General features: G+C 66.2%; 13 protein-coding genes. 10 read left to right on the top strand and 3 right to left on the bottom strand.

Annotated elements, in window-relative coordinates:
- The first annotated feature begins 236 nt into the window (after positions 1–236).
- The 5 genes from G7Y85_RS06605 (at position 237) to G7Y85_RS06585 (ending at position 6,573) form a co-directional block, all read left to right on the top strand.
- Positions 237–2,327 (top strand): S9 family peptidase, encoded by a 2,091-nt coding sequence (locus tag G7Y85_RS06605; RefSeq protein ID WP_166253782.1) that lies wholly within the window; start codon positions 237–239, stop codon positions 2,325–2,327.
- A 90-nt stretch (positions 2,328–2,417) separates the two neighbouring features.
- Positions 2,418–4,127, top strand: a complete 1,710-nt coding sequence (locus G7Y85_RS06600; protein WP_166253779.1) for a M28 family metallopeptidase — start codon at positions 2,418–2,420, stop codon at positions 4,125–4,127.
- Positions 4,128–4,266: 139 nt separating this feature from the next.
- Positions 4,267–5,148 (top strand): bifunctional methylenetetrahydrofolate dehydrogenase/methenyltetrahydrofolate cyclohydrolase FolD, encoded by an 882-nt coding sequence (gene folD / locus G7Y85_RS06595; RefSeq protein ID WP_166253776.1) that lies wholly within the window; start codon positions 4,267–4,269, stop codon positions 5,146–5,148.
- Between the two features lie 330 nt (positions 5,149–5,478).
- On the top strand, positions 5,479–5,958 hold the full coding sequence (locus G7Y85_RS06590) for a hypothetical protein (RefSeq protein ID WP_166253773.1): 480 nt from the start codon (positions 5,479–5,481) through the stop codon (positions 5,956–5,958).
- A gap of 171 nt (positions 5,959–6,129) precedes the next feature.
- Positions 6,130–6,573, top strand: coding sequence for a DUF2834 domain-containing protein (locus G7Y85_RS06585; RefSeq protein WP_174839745.1), 444 nt, complete (start codon positions 6,130–6,132; stop codon positions 6,571–6,573).
- A gap of 76 nt (positions 6,574–6,649) precedes the next feature.
- Here the strand turns inward: G7Y85_RS06585 and fliD are convergent, their stop codons facing one another.
- From fliD to G7Y85_RS06570, 3 genes are all read right to left on the bottom strand, one after another.
- The gene (fliD, locus tag G7Y85_RS06580; protein ID WP_166253769.1) at positions 6,650–8,014 is read right to left on the bottom strand and encodes a flagellar filament capping protein FliD; all 1,365 of its coding nucleotides are present in this window, start codon (positions 8,012–8,014) and stop codon (positions 6,650–6,652) included.
- 7 nt (positions 8,015–8,021) lie between these two features.
- Positions 8,022–8,378 carry a flagellar protein FlaG gene (locus G7Y85_RS06575; protein WP_166253766.1) on the bottom strand — a complete coding sequence of 119 codons (357 nt, stop codon included), beginning with the start codon at positions 8,376–8,378 and terminating at the stop codon, positions 8,022–8,024.
- 131 nt (positions 8,379–8,509) lie between these two features.
- A complete protein-coding gene (locus G7Y85_RS06570) occupies positions 8,510–9,652 on the bottom strand; it encodes a flagellin (protein WP_174839744.1) in 1,143 nt (380 codons plus the stop codon).
- Between the two features lie 284 nt (positions 9,653–9,936).
- On the opposite strand from G7Y85_RS06570, the gene G7Y85_RS06565 reads away from it, so the two are divergent.
- The 5 genes from G7Y85_RS06565 to G7Y85_RS06545 all read left to right on the top strand — a co-directional run bounded on the left by G7Y85_RS06565 (position 9,937) and on the right by G7Y85_RS06545 (position 15,249).
- Positions 9,937–10,482 carry a glutathione peroxidase gene (locus tag G7Y85_RS06565; protein ID WP_166253762.1) on the top strand — a complete coding sequence of 182 codons (546 nt, stop codon included), beginning with the start codon at positions 9,937–9,939 and terminating at the stop codon, positions 10,480–10,482.
- 172 nt (positions 10,483–10,654) lie between these two features.
- Complete coding sequence (locus G7Y85_RS06560) at positions 10,655–11,143, top strand: Csu type fimbrial protein (protein ID WP_166253759.1); 489 nt, start codon at positions 10,655–10,657, stop codon at positions 11,141–11,143.
- Positions 11,144–11,154: 11 nt separating this feature from the next.
- On the top strand, positions 11,155–11,892 hold the full coding sequence (locus G7Y85_RS06555) for a fimbrial biogenesis chaperone (RefSeq protein ID WP_166253756.1): 738 nt from the start codon (positions 11,155–11,157) through the stop codon (positions 11,890–11,892).
- On the top strand, positions 11,858–14,248 hold the full coding sequence (locus G7Y85_RS06550) for a fimbria/pilus outer membrane usher protein (protein WP_166253753.1): 2,391 nt from the start codon (positions 11,858–11,860) through the stop codon (positions 14,246–14,248). Before G7Y85_RS06555 ends, G7Y85_RS06550 begins: the two co-directional genes overlap by 35 nt.
- The gene (locus G7Y85_RS06545) at positions 14,239–15,249 is read left to right on the top strand and encodes a Csu type fimbrial protein (RefSeq protein WP_166253750.1); all 1,011 of its coding nucleotides are present in this window, start codon (positions 14,239–14,241) and stop codon (positions 15,247–15,249) included. The genes G7Y85_RS06550 and G7Y85_RS06545 overlap by 10 nt, the downstream gene beginning before the upstream one ends.

Below are 15,249 nucleotides of genomic sequence, written 5' to 3'. Positions count from 1 at the left end.
GCGGCGGAGTCGCTGCGGCGTAAGCCCTTCGTGCCGGAGCGCCCGCGATCATGGTCGCGAAACGAACGAGACACGACGGCGTCAACGGCCATGCGCTGTCGGGGCTGCACCGATGCGCCGGGCCCTGATGTCATCGCGACGCTGAGGAGGTTCCCTCAGTCCAATCCCGATGCAGACGTTTACCATCGCCGTCTGAAATTCAGCGGCTGCCGATGCGGCCGCAACCGGGAGATCCCATGATCCGTTTGCTTGCCGGCGCCCTGCTCGCCACGATGTCGCTTTATCCATTCGGCGCTACCGCATCGATGAACCAGAAAACGAAAGCCCCGCGCGCCCTGACCGCGATCGATCTGGTCAATCTCAAGCGCATCTCCGATCCGCAGCTGTCGCCGGACGGCAAGTCCGTGGCCTACACGCTGCGCACGACCGACTACGACGCCAACAAGGGCGTCACCCAGATCTGGCTGCTCGATCTGGCGACGCATGCTTCGCGGCCGATGACCAGCGGCGAGAAATCGAGCAGCAGCGCGCGCTGGTCGGCCGACGGTCAGGCCCTGTATTTTCTGTCGGTGCGCAGCGGCTCGAACCAGCTGTGGAAGCTCGATCTGCGTGGTGGCGAGGCGCAGCCGGTCAGCGATCTGCCGCTCGATGTCAACAACTTCGTGCTCTCGCCGGACGGCACGCGCGTCGCGTTCTCGCTCGAAGTGTTTCCGGCGTGCAAGGGCGACATCGCCTGCAGCAAGAAGAAGTTCGACGAGCTCGCCGCGAAGAAAACCACCGGCATGGTGTTCGACAAACTGTTCATTCGCCACTGGGACACGTGGTCGCAGGGCACGCGCTCGCAACTTTTCGCCGCCACGATCGGCGATGACGGCAAGCTCGGCGAGCCGGCCCTGCTGTCGAAGGACATCGACGGCGACGTGCCGAGCAAGCCGTTCGGCGACGAGACCGAGTACACATTCTCGCCGGACGGCAAGAGCGTCGTGTTCACTGCCCGCATCGCCGGCAGGACGGAAGCCTGGAGCACGAATCTCGATCTCTGGCAGGTGGCGAGCGACGGCAGCAGCAAGCCGGTCAACCTGACCCAGGCCAACGAGGCGACCGACACCACGCCGAAATTCTCGCCCGACGGCCGCTATCTGGCCTGGGCGGCGATGAAGCGTCCGAAATTCGAGGCCGATCGGCTCGCGATCATGCTGCGCGATCTCAAGACCGGTGCAACGCGCGAAGTGGCGCCGGACTGGGATCGCTCGGCCGGCCCGCTGCAGTTCTCGGCCGACGGCAAGACGATCTACACGCAGGCCGACGATCTCGGCCAGCATCGCGTGTTCGCGATCGACGTCGCCAGCGGCAAGGCCAGTGCGCTCAGCGGCGACGGCCATGTCGGCGGTTTCGATGTCAACGGCAGAACCCTGGTCTACGCGCTCGACAGCCTCAATGCGCCGGCCGATCTGTACGTCGCCGACCTCGATGCGCCGGCCAAGGCGCGACAGCTGACGAACGTCAACGCCGAGCGCCTCGCCGACGTGCAGTTCGGCGCCTACGAGCAGTTCAGCTTTCGCGGCTGGCATGACGAAACCGTGCACGGCTACGTGATGAAGCCGTGGAATTATCACAAGGGCAGGAAGTACCCGGTCGCGTTCATTGTCCACGGTGGCCCGCAGGGCAGCATGGGCAATGACTTCCACTACCGCTGGAACCCGGCGATCTACGCGGGCATGGGCTACGCGGTCGTGTTCATCGACTTCCACGGCTCGACCGGCTACGGCCAGGCATTCACCGATTCGATCTCCGGTGACTGGGGCGGCAAGCCCCTTGAAGATCTCAAGAAGGGCTGGGCGTACGCGCTGAAGCAGTACGATTTTCTCGACGGCGACAAGGCAGCGGCACTCGGCGCCAGCTACGGCGGCTACATGATGAACTGGATCGCCGGCAACTGGCCGGACGCGTTCAAGTGCATCGTCAACCACGACGGCGTGTTCGACAACCGCATGATGTATTACTCGACCGAAGAGCTCTGGTTCGACGAGTGGGAGAACGGCGGCACGCAGTACGACGATCCGGCCAAGTTCGAGGAATTCAATCCGGTCAATTACGTCAAGAACTGGAAGACGCCGATGCTGATCGTCCACAGCGAGAAGGACTACCGCATCCCGGTCGAACAGGGCATCGCCGCGTTCACGGCGCTGCAGCGCCGCGGCATTCCGTCCGAACTGCTGGTGTTTCCGGACGAAAACCACTGGGTGCTGAAGCCGCAGAACAGCGTGCAGTGGCACGAGACCGTGCAGGCCTGGTTGCAGCGCTGGATCGGCGGGAACGCCAGGTAAGCCGCTGCGTTTGGCATCGCGCGCGGCGGATGCTCGCGCGCGATGCCCGCACTGGCGTCTCCGCAACAGATCGGGGCAAGAAGCACAGCGATGACGAAGACGCACCTGCGGAATGGATTTTGTGCGGCGACCCTGGCCGTATCGGCCGCCTGCACAGCACCGGCACCGAGCCCGACGCCCGCGGCAGCGGCGGCCGATCCTCTGGCGCCTGCCGAAGCGGCGATCACGCCCGACCTGATACTCGGCCACATCAAGGTGCTGGCGTCGGACGAGTTCGAAGGCCGCCTGCCCGGCACCCCGGGCGAGGACAAGTCGGTGGCCTACATCAGCCAGCAGTTCGAAGCCCTGCATCTGGCACCCGGCAATCCGGACGGCAGCTATGTGCAGCGAGTGCCGCTGGTCGGCATCACCGGCAGCGCGACCATGAAGATGGTCGCCGGCGGCAAGACCATCAAGCTGTCCGCCGGACACGACTTCGTCGCCACCACGGCGCACGTGGTGCCGGAGGTGAAGGTGAAAAACGCCCCGATGGTGTTCGTCGGCTACGGCGTGCAGGCGCCGGAATACGCCTGGGACGACTACAAGGGGCTGGACGTCAAAGGCAAGACGATCGTCATGCTGATCAACGATCCGGCGGTCCCTGATCCGAACGACCCGTCCAGGCTCGACCCGGCGATGTTCAAGGGCGACGCGATGACCTACTACGGCCGCTGGACCTACAAGTATGAAATCGCATCCAGGCTCGGCGCGGCTGCAGCCATCATCGTCCACGAAACCAGACCGGCCGCGTATCCATGGGCGGTGGTCGAAAACAGCTGGAGCGGCGAGCAGTTCAGCCTGGCCGCCGCCGACCGCAACCTGGGCACGGTGCCGGTCAAGGCGTGGATCACGCTGGACAAGGCGCATGAACTGTTCAAGGACGCCGGTCTCGACTTCGATGCGCTCAAGAAGGCCGCGCTGTCACGTGACTTCAAACCCGTGCCGCTGAAAGCCAAGGCGAGCTTCACGATCGACAACAAGCTGCGCGAAGTGCAGTCGCACAATGTGATCGCGAAGCTCGAAGGCTCGGACCCGGCGCTCAAGGATCAGTACCTCATCTACAGCGCGCACTGGGATCATCTCGGACGCGACCGCAGTCTGCCCGGCGATCAGATCTTCAACGGCGCGGCCGACAACGCGTCCGGCGTCGCCGGCCTGCTGGCGATCGCCAAGGCCTATACCACCTTGCCGGCGCCGCCGAAGCGCTCGGTGCTGTTCATGTCGGTGACGGCAGAAGAACAGGGCCTGCTCGGCTCGCGCTACTACGCCACGCATCCGCTGTATCCGCTGACCCGGACGCTCGCGGACTTCAACATGGATGTGCTCAACACCTACGGCGCGACGCGCGATACGCAGATCATCGGCGCCGGACAGAACAGCATCGAGGATCTCTATGCACGAGCTGCCGCCCGCCACGACCGTGTCGTCGTGCCCGACAACGAAGCGGACAAGGGTTTCTACTACCGCTCCGATCAGTTCGAATTCGCCAAGGAAGGCCTGCCCTCGCTGTACATCAAGCGCGGCATCGACGTGATCGGCAAGCCGGCCGGCTACGGCCAGTCACAGCTCGACGACTACACCGCCAATCGCTATCACAAGCCCGCCGACGAGGTCAGTGCGGACTGGGACCTGAGCGGTGCGGTGGCCGATACACAACTCCTGTTCGAAACCGGCGACGTCATCGCCAACGGCGATACCTGGCCGACCTGGAAGGACGGCTCGGAATTCAAGGCGATCCGCGAGCAGTCACTCGCGCATTGAGAGCCGTCGTTCGATCAGCCCTGCCCGGCGGCGCCGCGCGGGGCCTCCGGTGGCGACCGACGGGAGCGTCGACGCCGACGCGGGGCTGCCGCTGAACTTGCCTACAATATGCGGCTTCGCCCCCACGGACTGTCCCGCCTTGAGCGCCCAACTGATCGACGGCAAAGCCGTCGCCGCCGCTGTCCATGAACGTGTTCGTACCGCCGTCGCCGCGCGGACAGCTGCCGGCCGGCGCGCACCGGCGCTGGCGACCGTGCTGGTCGGCGCCGACCCGGCGTCGGAAATCTACGTGCGCAACAAGCGCCTGACCTGCGAGAAGGTCGGCGTGCGTTCGGTGCCCATGCACTTCGCCGCCGACATCGGCGAAACCGAATTGCTGGCGGCCGTCGACGCGCTCAATGCCGACGAGGACATCGACGGCATCCTCGTGCAGTTGCCGCTGCCGGCGCACATCGACGCGATTCGCGTCACCGAACGGATTCGCGCGGACAAGGACGTCGACGGCTTTCATCCGTACAACATCGGTCGCCTCGCCCAGCGCCTGCCGGTGCTGCGACCGTGCACACCGTACGGCGTGATCGAACTGCTGAAGAGCGCCGGCGAAACCTTCAAGGGCAAACGCGCCGTGGTCGTCGGCGCGAGCAATCATGTCGGCCGGCCGATGATGCTGGAACTGATGCTGGCCGGCGCCACCGCGACCTGCTGTCATCGCTTCACGGCGGACGTGGCCGGCGAAGTCGCGCGCGCCGACATCGTCGTCGCCGCTGTCGGCAAGCCACGCATGGTGCAAGGCGACTGGATCAAGCCAGGCGCGACGGTCATCGACATCGGCATCAACCGCCTGCCCGACGGCAAGCTCTGCGGCGATGTCGACTTCGATGCTGCCCGCGAGCGCGCCGCGTTCATCACGCCGGTACCGGGCGGTGTCGGTCCGATGACGGTCGCGATGCTGATGCAGAACACGCTGACCGCCTGCGTCGCGCGCGAGGGAGCGGCGGCTGAGGCGACGCGAAATCGGTGAGCGCACGCGGCCGCCGGAATCCGGACCGCGCACCGATGAGTCCGACCGGCCTGCGGCACATGCTCCACGGTGTTGCCGAAGCCCGCCCGGCAACAGGCCGTTCATCGTGGCGTGTCGGCGGACCGGCGCCGGCATTCGTTGCCATTTGCCGCGCCGGGTGCAGGATTCCGCACGATTAAGGAGGCTTGCACGCGACTTCGGTGATTTCACACCGCAAATCACGAGCAAGTCCTTGAGCCGGATCGCTCTATTCGAGTCATTCCGAAAAGCAGTTGCGCCCGCCGGTGACGGGACGGAAGATCAGTGCCTTCCACAGGTCGGGGGATCGCCATGGCGCGTTACAGCGTGCGCATGCAGGATGAAGGCTACGCCGTCATTCATGCGTCGAGCGGCGCGGTCGTGATTGCGAACGGCAGACCGCAACAAGGACTCAACGACGACGACGCGCACAATCTGCTCGACCTGATTCTCTGCATCGAAGGAGAACGCCTCGATCTCGACGACGAGACGCCGCAGACGCCATCGCGAGCGGCTTCCAGTTTCGAATTTGCGGGACGACCGTCTGCACCGGAGCGACGTTCGATTCGCGATCACGCCGGCTATCTGCCCTGGCATCTGCCCGCGCTGAGCCAGGCCTGCGCGCGCAGCAAGGCGGCGACGACCGGCGACCAATCGCCGCCGCCGCGTGCCACTCCCGATCGGTCCACCGCGATGACACCGCCGGTCTGCAGCGCAACGCCAACCGACGCACTCGTCGAACGGCCCGCACCGGCATCGCTCGGCGCGTCCCTGTCGTTGCTGAATTCATGAGCCGAGGCACGCTGCATCCGGGCCCGGGAATCCGGCGACGTCTGCAATCGCAGCGGTAGTGGCGAGCGCCGTCGGCATGAACGGCGCGCCCTCATGCATCTCATGGGCCGGCATCGGAAATCCGGCGCCAAGCCCGTTAGGCTGTTCCGCACCATTTTTCCGGAGCGCCGCATGCCCGTTTCGCGCAAGATCCTCTGCATCCTCTATGGCCTCATCGCGGTGCTCGCACTGCTCGGCACCTGGGGCAACAACCTCGCCTATCTGCATCAAGGCCCGGTCGCGGCGAATCTGGCGTTCTGGCGCGACACACTCGCCAATCCGGCCAGCCGCTCGATCACCGTCGATCTGTTCTTCCTCGCGTTCGCGGTGTTCGTCTGGATGCTGCTCGAAGCACGGCGCCTGAGCATGCGCGGCGTCTGGCTGTACCTGATCCTCGGCATGCTGATCGCCATCAGCGTCACCGTGCCGGTATTCCTGATCAACCGCGAGCTGGCGTTGCTGGAACGCGAACCTTCGAGCCCGGCCGGCCGACTCGGTGTCGCCGACATCGCCGGCCTGATCATCGTGGCCGGGGCAAGCGCCGTCTACGCAGCGCTGAGCCTGCTCAAGGCCTAGATCGGCGCTGCGGAAAACGGCAGGCTGACGGCGCGCATCCGGCTGGCCGTTCTCGCCTTCGCCGGGAACAATCGGATCAGTTGTTCTTCGAAGACGACCACGAGCCGATGTTGGCAATCTGCTGGAGCTGGCCGGTCAGAAAGGTGCTCGTGCTCTGCATCGATGCCACCAGCGTGTCGAGTGCAGTGAACTGCGCGCGGTAGCGCGCCTCGACCTGATCCATGCGCGCATTGAGATCGTCGAACTGCTTGCTCAGGCCGTCGAGCTGGCTGTTGATCGCATCGTCGCGCGCGTCGACCAGGCCGTCGGTGCCGATCAGGCGATTGATCGCACCGTCGAGTTGCGCGGCCAGACCGTCGCTGTTGCCGAACAGCTTCTGCACGGACGCACTGTCGGTATTCAGGGCGCTGCCGAGCTTGTCGCTGTCGACACTCAGCGTGCCGTCGGCAGCCGTCGTGATGCCGATCTGCGAGAGGTACTGGAACGTGCCGGCGTCGCCGACACTGCCGCCGATGATGTTGCGCAGGCTGGACTGTGCACCACGCACCATCGAATCGCCATTGAGCGTTGCCGCGGTCTGCGTCGAGGCATCGTACTTTGTCAGTGCGCTCATCGTCGTCACGGCGCTGTTGTAGGCGCTGACGAAGGACTGGATCGCCGAAGTCGCAGCCGTGTTGTTGAACGCCAGCGTCAGCGTCTTGCTGCTGCCGGGACTGGCGGCGACGAGATTCAGGGCGACGCCGTCGATCGCATCGCTGACCGTGTTCGAGGCCGAGTAGACGTCGTAGCCATCGATGCGCACGTGCGCGTCCTGTGCTGCCTGTGCTTCGCTGAACGAAACCAGCGACGAGCTGACCGACACCGCGTTGGCGGCACCGGTGTCGTTCGACGTCAGCAGCAGATGCGTGCCGCCGTTTTCGGTGATCAGCGTCGCCGTCACACCGCTGTTGTCGCTGGCGTTGTTGATCGCGTTCTTGAGATCGGTCAGCGAATTGCCGGTGTCGCCGAGCGTCACCGTGAAGGACTTGCTGCCGACCGTCAGCGTCACGTCACCGGCGCCGAGCGCGGTCGAAGCGCTGGAATAGCCGGTCGACGCCAGCTTCTCCGGCGTCGCAAGCCCGACCACTTCGACCGAGTAGCTGCCGCGTGTCGCGGCGCTGCTCGCCGTGGCGGTGAAGGTCGACGTGTCGGACGAGGTCGCGGAAAGCGTCGCCACCGAGCCGTCGGACTTGAGTGCGTCGAGCTTGGACTGCAGGTTCGACAGCACCGATTTGAAGGTGCCGACGGCGGACAGCTGCGCACTGAGCGTCGACTGCTTCTGCGTCAGTCGCGTCTCGGTTGGCGTCTTTTCGGCCGCGACCAGGTTGGTGATCAGCGTCTCGAGATCGAGACCGGAGCCGACGCCGGCGTTGGTGAATGTGGCACTGCTGGTCGTGGTCATGTCGCTCTCAAGCCTGTGCCTGGACGAGGATGCCGCGGCCGTCTTTCATCAGACGCGCAAGCCGCAGCGCTTCTTCACTCGGAATCTGCCGCAACACGGTACCGTCCTTGCGATCGACCAGCTCGACGATCACGCGACCGAGATCCGGATCGACGCGGTAGTCCAGTCCGACATCGCGGTTCTGCGCAGGCCCGGCCAGCGCCTGCAGTGCCGCACGCAATTCGCTGTCGTCGGCGACGGGCTTCTGATCGCCCGCGCCGCTCGCGGCGGGCACCGTCGTGTCGGTCACCGTTTGCCGAACGACATCAAGGCCACGTCCCGAGGACGCAGCCGTCGCTTCCACCGCATTGATCAGATCTGCCATCGCCGGGTCCTCCGGCGGCGCCATGCTGCTGTCAGGTCCTGCGTTTCGGTGCCTGGCGGCGTGCATGCTTGCCGCTTGCTACATCAAAAGGACGGGCGCCGGCGATGCCATCCGGCGCCCGTCTGCAGCGCTTAGCCCTTCAGCAGGCTGAGCACGTTCTGCGGCGCGGAGTTGGCCTGCGCCAACATCGCGGTACCGGCCTGCTGCAGGATCTGCGCGCGGGTCATGTTCGCCGTTTCAGCCGCGTAGTCGGTGTCCTGAATCCGCGAGCGGGCGGCCGAGAGATTCTCGGTCGTGGTCGCGAGGTTGGAGACCACCGACTCGAAGCGGTTCTGCACCGCACCGAGCTGGGCGCGGGTCGTGTTGACCGAGGCCAGGGCTGCATCCATCGCGTTGATCGCATCGTCAGCGCCGGCAACCGACGAGAGGTCGAGCGCGGCGAAACCGGTGCTGGTCGTGGCGGTGGTCGTTCCGGCTGTCAGGCCGGTCGACGCGGCGGTGGCGGTGCCGGAAGCGCCGACCACGATATTGCCGGTCGAGCTCGACAGCACGACCTGCGTCGGCGCCGAATCGAGGATCGTCGCGGACACGCCGGTCTGCGAGGAGTACGCGTTGATCGCGGCGGCGACGCTGCTGGCACGGTTCGCCGAATTGGTGTCCGCACCGATCGCGCCGACCGAGACACCGTTGATCGTCAGATCGCCGGCGGTGATCGCGCCGAAGGTCGATGCCGCGGCGCCGGTCACCTGCGCGAGGCTGTACGAGCCGAGCGTGGCGCTGCCGGTGTTGCCGATGCTGCTGACCGTGATCGTCTCGCCGACATTGGCACCGACCTGGAACGCGGCGTTGCTGAAGCTGCCGTCGAGCAGCTTGACGCCGTTGAACGATGTCGTCGAAGCGACGCGATCGATTTCCGCCTTCAGGGCCTGCGCTTCGGTGTTCAGCGCGGCACGGTCGGTGTCGGAGTTGGTGGCGTTGCGCGACTGCACGGCCAGTTCGCGGATGCGCTGCAGCGAGTCGGAAACCGAGCTCAGTGCACCGTCGGCGGTCTGCGCCAGCGAGATGCCGTCGTTGGCGTTGCGCTGTGCCTGGTTGAGGCCGTTGATCTGGCTCGAGAAGCGGCTGGCGATGGCGAGGCCGGCGGCATCGTCCTTGGCGCTGTTGATGCGCAGGCCGGACGAAAGACGCTGGATCGAGGTTGCGAGTGACGACTGCGACGACTGCAGATTGCGCTGCGCGTTCAGTGACATCACGTTGGTGTTGATACCTTGCATGGATGCACTCCTGGATGAGGAAGGTTTGGGTCCGGGCCGACGCCACTGCGGCTTTCGGTCCTGCCTCAGCAGCCCGAGAGCGGATTGCCGTTGCTGAGTCCTTTATCGGATGCCGCCGTACAAACTTGAGCGAATCGGCTTACATGGGATGAACGGCATAGCGGAAGCGCACGAACGGTCGCATCTGCCCTTGTCAGCCGGGAAAGGCGCGCGGCGATAAGATGTCCGCCGCACCGATGCAGCGTGCGCGGCCCCCGACGACAGCAAGACACAAGGACCAGACCATGACGCAGGCTCTTTACGACATCCCCCTCAAACGCATCGACGGCAGTGCCGGCGACCTTTCGGCTTTTCGCGGCAAGGTGCTGCTGGTCGTCAACGTCGCGTCCAAGTGCGGCCTGACACCGCAATACGAAGGGCTGGAAAAGCTTTACCAGGCGCAGCGGGAAAAGGGTCTCGAAGTGCTCGGCTTCCCGGCCAACAACTTCAAGGAACAGGAGCCGGGCAGCGATACCGAGATCAGCGACTTCTGCACGACCAAGTACGACGTGCACTTTCCGATGTTCTCGAAGATCTCCGTGCGCGGCGAGGATCGACATCCGCTGTACGGCGAGTTGACGAAGGCCCAGCCGACGGCGATCGGCGACGGTCCGTTCCGCGAACGGCTCAAGGGTTACGGCATCGACACCGGCAATCCGCCGGACGTGCTGTGGAACTTCGAGAAATTCCTGATCGGCCGTGACGGCAAGGTCGTCGCCCGCTTTGCGCCCGATGTCGCCGGCGACGATCCGCGTCTGCTCGATGCGGTCGAGCGCGCACTGCAGGACTGAGGCGCGCACCAGCGGTAGCGTTTCGCCTGACCGGCGGCGGTGGCGCCGGTCAGGCGTTTCCGTACTTCGCCTTTCGTCTTTCCGCCGCCGCCGTCCGGAAGCATCTGCCACCGTTCGCGGCGCCGCGCTGCGACGATGTCTCGCCCAATAAGCGGCGAACGGAAGCGCGGACATGAACACCTTCAAGACAGCCCTCATCGGCGCGGGCCTCGCGGCTTCACTGCCGGCGATGGCGGCCACCGATCTGACCACGACGTTTCAGGCACGCATCGTCATCCTCAACGCCTGCATCGCCCTGTCGGCATCCGATCTCGACTTCGGTTCGCGCGGCGTGCTGTCCGCCAACATCGACCAGACTTCGACGATCAACATCACCTGCACCAGCGGTGCGCCGTACACGGTCAAGCTCAATGCCGGCGCCAACGCGGGAACGACGAACGACGTCAATACCCGCCGCATGAAGAGCAGCGCCACGAACTACGTGTCCTACAATCTCTACAGCGACTCGGCCGGCGGCACGACCTGGGACAACACCACGGGTGTCACGCGCAGCGGCACCGGCAGCGTCGAGAACATCACGGTCTATGGCCGGGTGCCGCCGCAGACCACGCCGCCGGCTGACACTTACACTGATACTGTGACGGTCACCCTCACCTATTGAGCACCCACGGCATGCACGCACGGCCCGGCGGCGCGAGAATCGGCACCGGGCTGCTTGCAGGCCTGCTGCTGTTGCTGTCGATGACGGCGCGCGCCGGCGGCCTCGGCGTTTCGCCGATTCTGCTCGAGTTCGATGCCAGGTCGCCGGCGCGCGCGCTGTGGCTGACCAATGCCGGTGATCACGTCCTGCACGGCCAGGTTCGCGTGTTCCGCTGGACGCAGGAAAATGGCGAAGACCGGCTGACGCCGACGCGCGAACTCGTGGTCAGCCCGCCCATGGTCGAAATCGCGCCTGGCAGCCAGCAGCTGGTGCGCGTGATTCGCGCAACGCCGTATCCCGCCGGCGAGCAGGCCTACCGCATTCTCGTCAACGAGCTGCCCGACACCTCCAGGGGCGAGAATCTCGGACTGAGCTTCGTCATGGAATTCTCGGTTCCGGTCTTCGTCGGCGATGCCGGCACGCCCGCGCAGCTGTCGTGGAATCTGCGCAAGGACAACGATCAGGTCGTGCTCGAAGCCCGCAACCGCGGCGGCACGCGTGCCCAGGTTTCCGCGTTCGCACTGCTCGACGCACACGGCAAGACCCTGATGCAGGAGCCCGGCCTGCTCGGCTACGCCCTGGCCGGGCAGCTGCGACGCTGGACGCTGAAACTGCCGGCGCAAGCAGCGGCCGACGCGCAAATCCTGCAGGCACGCATCAACGGCGAGCCCATCCGTGTCGATCTTCGCGCGCACGACGCCACGCCCTGAGATTTCCGCGAACCCGCCGCCACGCCCGCTGTCGCGCCTGCTCGCGATGCTGGTGGCGGTGTCGTGCCTGCCGGCGGCATTGGCTGCCGGTCCCGGCGAGCCGGGGCACGATCCACTCTCGCTCGGGCTGCTCAGCGGCCCCGGCATGGCCGGCACGAGCGGCGAGCTGTATCTGGAATTGCGCGTGAACGGCGCGCTGCTGCCACGCGTGATGCAGGTACTGGTCGGCGGCAACGGTCACGACTACGCCTGGTCCGACAATCTGCGCGATGCCGGCATCGGCGGCCTGCCACCGGCCACCTACGTCGATCTCGGCACGATCGCCGGCCTGCACTACCGGATCGACACGCCGTCGCAGCAGCTTGATCTGGATGCCGACGAGCTGCAGCGTCCGACGCAGCAGTTCAGCGCCGACGTCGATCACTATCACGCGGCAAACGTGGCCAACGGCGCGCTGCTGAACTACGCGCTGGCCGCAAGCACAGGCCAGCACGAACGCGACGCCTCGGCATTCACCGACTGGCGGGCCTTCGGCGACTGGGGCGTGCTCGACAGCACCGCCCTGTCGGCCTGGCACGAGCAGGGCGAATCGGCTGCCTATCGCCGGCTCGATACCACATACCGCTGGTCGTCGCCCGAACAGCTGTGGACACTGAGCGCCGGCGACTTCATTTCGGGCGCGCTGAACTGGTCGCGCCCGACGCGTTTCGGTGGCCTGCAGTGGCGGCGCGACTACGGCCTGCAACCGGGCCTCATCACGTTTCCGCTGCCGACCTTCTTCGGGCAGGCGGCATTGCCGTCGACACTGGAGCTGTACGTCAACGGCCTGCGCGAATTCTCCGCCGATGCGCAGCCAGGGCCATTCCGCATCGACGCCGTGCCGCATCTCGACGGGGCCGGCTCGGCGCAGCTGGTCGTCACCGACGCGCTCGGACGCCGCAGCGTCATCGACTACGACTTCTATTCGGCGCAGCAGCTGTTGCGCGCAGGCTACTTCGACTATTCGCTCGATCTCGGCTTCGTCCGGCGCGACTACGGCCTGGCGTCGTTCTCCTACGATCCGCACACCGCCGCCAGTGGCAGCCTGCGCTACGGACTCGGCAACCGGATCACCGTCGAGTCGCATGCCGAGGCCAGCGAGGGACTGGCGCTCGCCGGCGGCGGCTTCGCGGTACGGGTCGGGCAGCTTGGCGTGATCAGCGGTGCCGGGGCATTGAGCCGGGCGCAGGGTCGCGGCGGCCGGCAGTTTTCCGCCGGTCACAGCTGGTCGAACGGCCGCATCACGACCGAGCTGTCGAGCGTGCGGGCCAGCAGCGCCTATCGCGATCTGGCCACCCGCGACGGCCGCGCCCCGCCACGGGCCACCGATCGCGCCGTATTCGGTCTCGGCTTCGGCGCCGCCGGCAGTGCCTCGCTCGCGTACACGAGGCTGATCGACGACGACAGCCGATTCCGCTATGCCAGCCTGCAATACAGCTGGAATCCGGCGTCGCAGCTGTCGCTGTATGTCGGCTATTCGCGCGATCTCGACACGCCGAGCGACGATCTGCTGTACGCCGGCCTGAGCTGGTCGTTCGACCGGCACCTGACCGCCGGTCTGGACGTGCAGGCGCACGACCACGATCTGCGCAGCGGCGCCAGCCTCGTGCAGCCGCTGTCGCCCGACGGCGGCCACGGCTGGAACGTGCGCGCCCAGCACGGCGATGACGGCGACAGTGCCCAGGGCGAAATCGCCTGGCGTGCGGACTGGGGCCAGCTCGACGCCGGCATCCGTCAATTCGACGGCAGCGCACAGGAATACGGTTCGCTCGAAGGCAGTCTCGTGTTCATGGATCGCGACCTGTTTGCCGCACGGCGCATCGACAACGCGTTCGCGCTGATCAGCACCGACGGTATCGGCGGCGTGCCTGTGGCGATCGAGAACCGGCCGATCGGCACGACCGACGGCCGCGGCCACTTCCTGCTGACCGATCTCAGGCCCTGGCAGGCCAACCGCATCTCGATCGACACCCTGGGCCTGCCCGCGCAGGTCCAGACCGACACCGTGCGTCTCGATGCCGTGCCGGCCGCCGGGCGCGGGGTGCGGGTCGACTTCAAGCTGCGGATCGCGCACGCGGCGCTCGTCACCCTGCGCGACGGCGAGGGCCGGCCGCTGCCGATCGGCAGCCACGTGCAGATCAAGCGCCCACGCGGCGGCGGCGGCATCGTCGGTTACGATGGTCAGGCCTACCTCGAGGATCTGGACGTGCGAAACACGGTGGTCGTCGTCTCGCCGGACGGCTCCCGCTGCCACGCGAACTTCACACTCGATCGCGACAAGCGCGAACTGCCCGAGCTGGAGCTGTCATGCCGCTGAGCCTGCGCCTGCTGATTGCCGCCGTGCTGCTGTGCGCCGCGCATCAGGCGCAGGCATCGTCGGTGACCTGCAGCGCGTCGCAATCGGATATCAGTTTCGGCGCGGTCGATCCGTTCGGTGGCGCCGTCACCAGCAACGCGACGCTCAACTACAGCTGCACCTACAACTGCAGCGGCCTGCTCGACTGCCTGGTCGGTGGCCTGTCGGGGGCTTTCGTCAGCATGTGCTTCAACATCGAGAGTGGGGCGCAGGGCGGTGGCAACTGCAATCCGCGACGGATGCAGAGCGGCACCAGCAACATGCAGTTCCAGATCTACAAGGACGCGAGCTACGCGAACAGCTGGGGCTCGGACAGCGGCTGCGCGGGCAGCCCGGCGCAGGCCACCATGAGCTTCCCGATCCTCGGCAACGGCAGCGCGCAAACCGGCAGTCTGACGGTGTACGGTCGCGTTCCCGGCGGCCAGACCTCGCTGGTGCCCGGCAGCTACAGCAATGCCTTCACCGGCGCCGCAACCAAGCTGTCCTATCAGGCGAACATTGCCCTGCTGAGCGCCGGCACCTACCCGAGCTGCGGTACCGCCAGCAACGGCAGCTTTCCGTTCACGGCGAGCGCCAGCGTCGCCAGGCAATGCACGGTCAGCACCACCGATCTCGACTTCGGCTCCAAGGGTCCGCTGACCAGCGCGGCACTCGCCAGCTCGACGATCACCACGCAATGCACCAACACCACCGCCTACCAGATCGGTCTCGACAACGGCATCAACGCTTCCGGGACGACGCGACGCATGCGCCGCAGCAGCAGCGGCGACTATCTGTCCTACGAGCTCTACAGCGACGCCGCGCGCTCGCTGCGCTGGGGCAACACCCTGAACGTCGATCGCGTCGGCGCCACGGGCAATGCGGCGCAGCAGTCGTTCACCGTCTACGGAAAGGTGCCCGCACAAACCACACCGCAGGCCGGCACCTACACCGATACCGTCAAGGTGACGGTTACCTACTGA

It is taken from the genome of Solimonas terrae, assembly GCF_011067135.1.
Lineage (GTDB): Bacteria > Pseudomonadota > Gammaproteobacteria > Nevskiales > Nevskiaceae > Solimonas > Solimonas terrae.
Note: the sequence above shows the minus strand (reverse complement) of the source record. Positions and strands in the feature narration are given on the sequence as shown.

Coding starts and splice junctions, on each gene's coding strand:
- G7Y85_RS06605 (WP_166253782.1), top strand. CDS start 237: ATGATCCGTTTGCTTGCCGGCGCCCTGCTCGCCACGATGTCGCTTTAT.
- G7Y85_RS06600 (WP_166253779.1), top strand. CDS start 2,418: ATGACGAAGACGCACCTGCGGAATGGATTTTGTGCGGCGACCCTGGCC.
- G7Y85_RS06590 (WP_166253773.1), top strand. CDS start 5,479: ATGGCGCGTTACAGCGTGCGCATGCAGGATGAAGGCTACGCCGTCATT.
- G7Y85_RS06585 (WP_174839745.1), top strand. CDS start 6,130: ATGCCCGTTTCGCGCAAGATCCTCTGCATCCTCTATGGCCTCATCGCG.
- fliD (WP_166253769.1), bottom strand. CDS start 8,014: ATGACCACGACCAGCAGTGCCACATTCACCAACGCCGGCGTCGGCTCC.
- G7Y85_RS06575 (WP_166253766.1), bottom strand. CDS start 8,378: ATGGCAGATCTGATCAATGCGGTGGAAGCGACGGCTGCGTCCTCGGGA.
- G7Y85_RS06570 (WP_174839744.1), bottom strand. CDS start 9,652: ATGCAAGGTATCAACACCAACGTGATGTCACTGAACGCGCAGCGCAAT.
- G7Y85_RS06565 (WP_166253762.1), top strand. CDS start 9,937: ATGACGCAGGCTCTTTACGACATCCCCCTCAAACGCATCGACGGCAGT.
- G7Y85_RS06560 (WP_166253759.1), top strand. CDS start 10,655: ATGAACACCTTCAAGACAGCCCTCATCGGCGCGGGCCTCGCGGCTTCA.
- G7Y85_RS06555 (WP_166253756.1), top strand. CDS start 11,155: ATGCACGCACGGCCCGGCGGCGCGAGAATCGGCACCGGGCTGCTTGCA.
- G7Y85_RS06545 (WP_166253750.1), top strand. CDS start 14,239: ATGCCGCTGAGCCTGCGCCTGCTGATTGCCGCCGTGCTGCTGTGCGCC.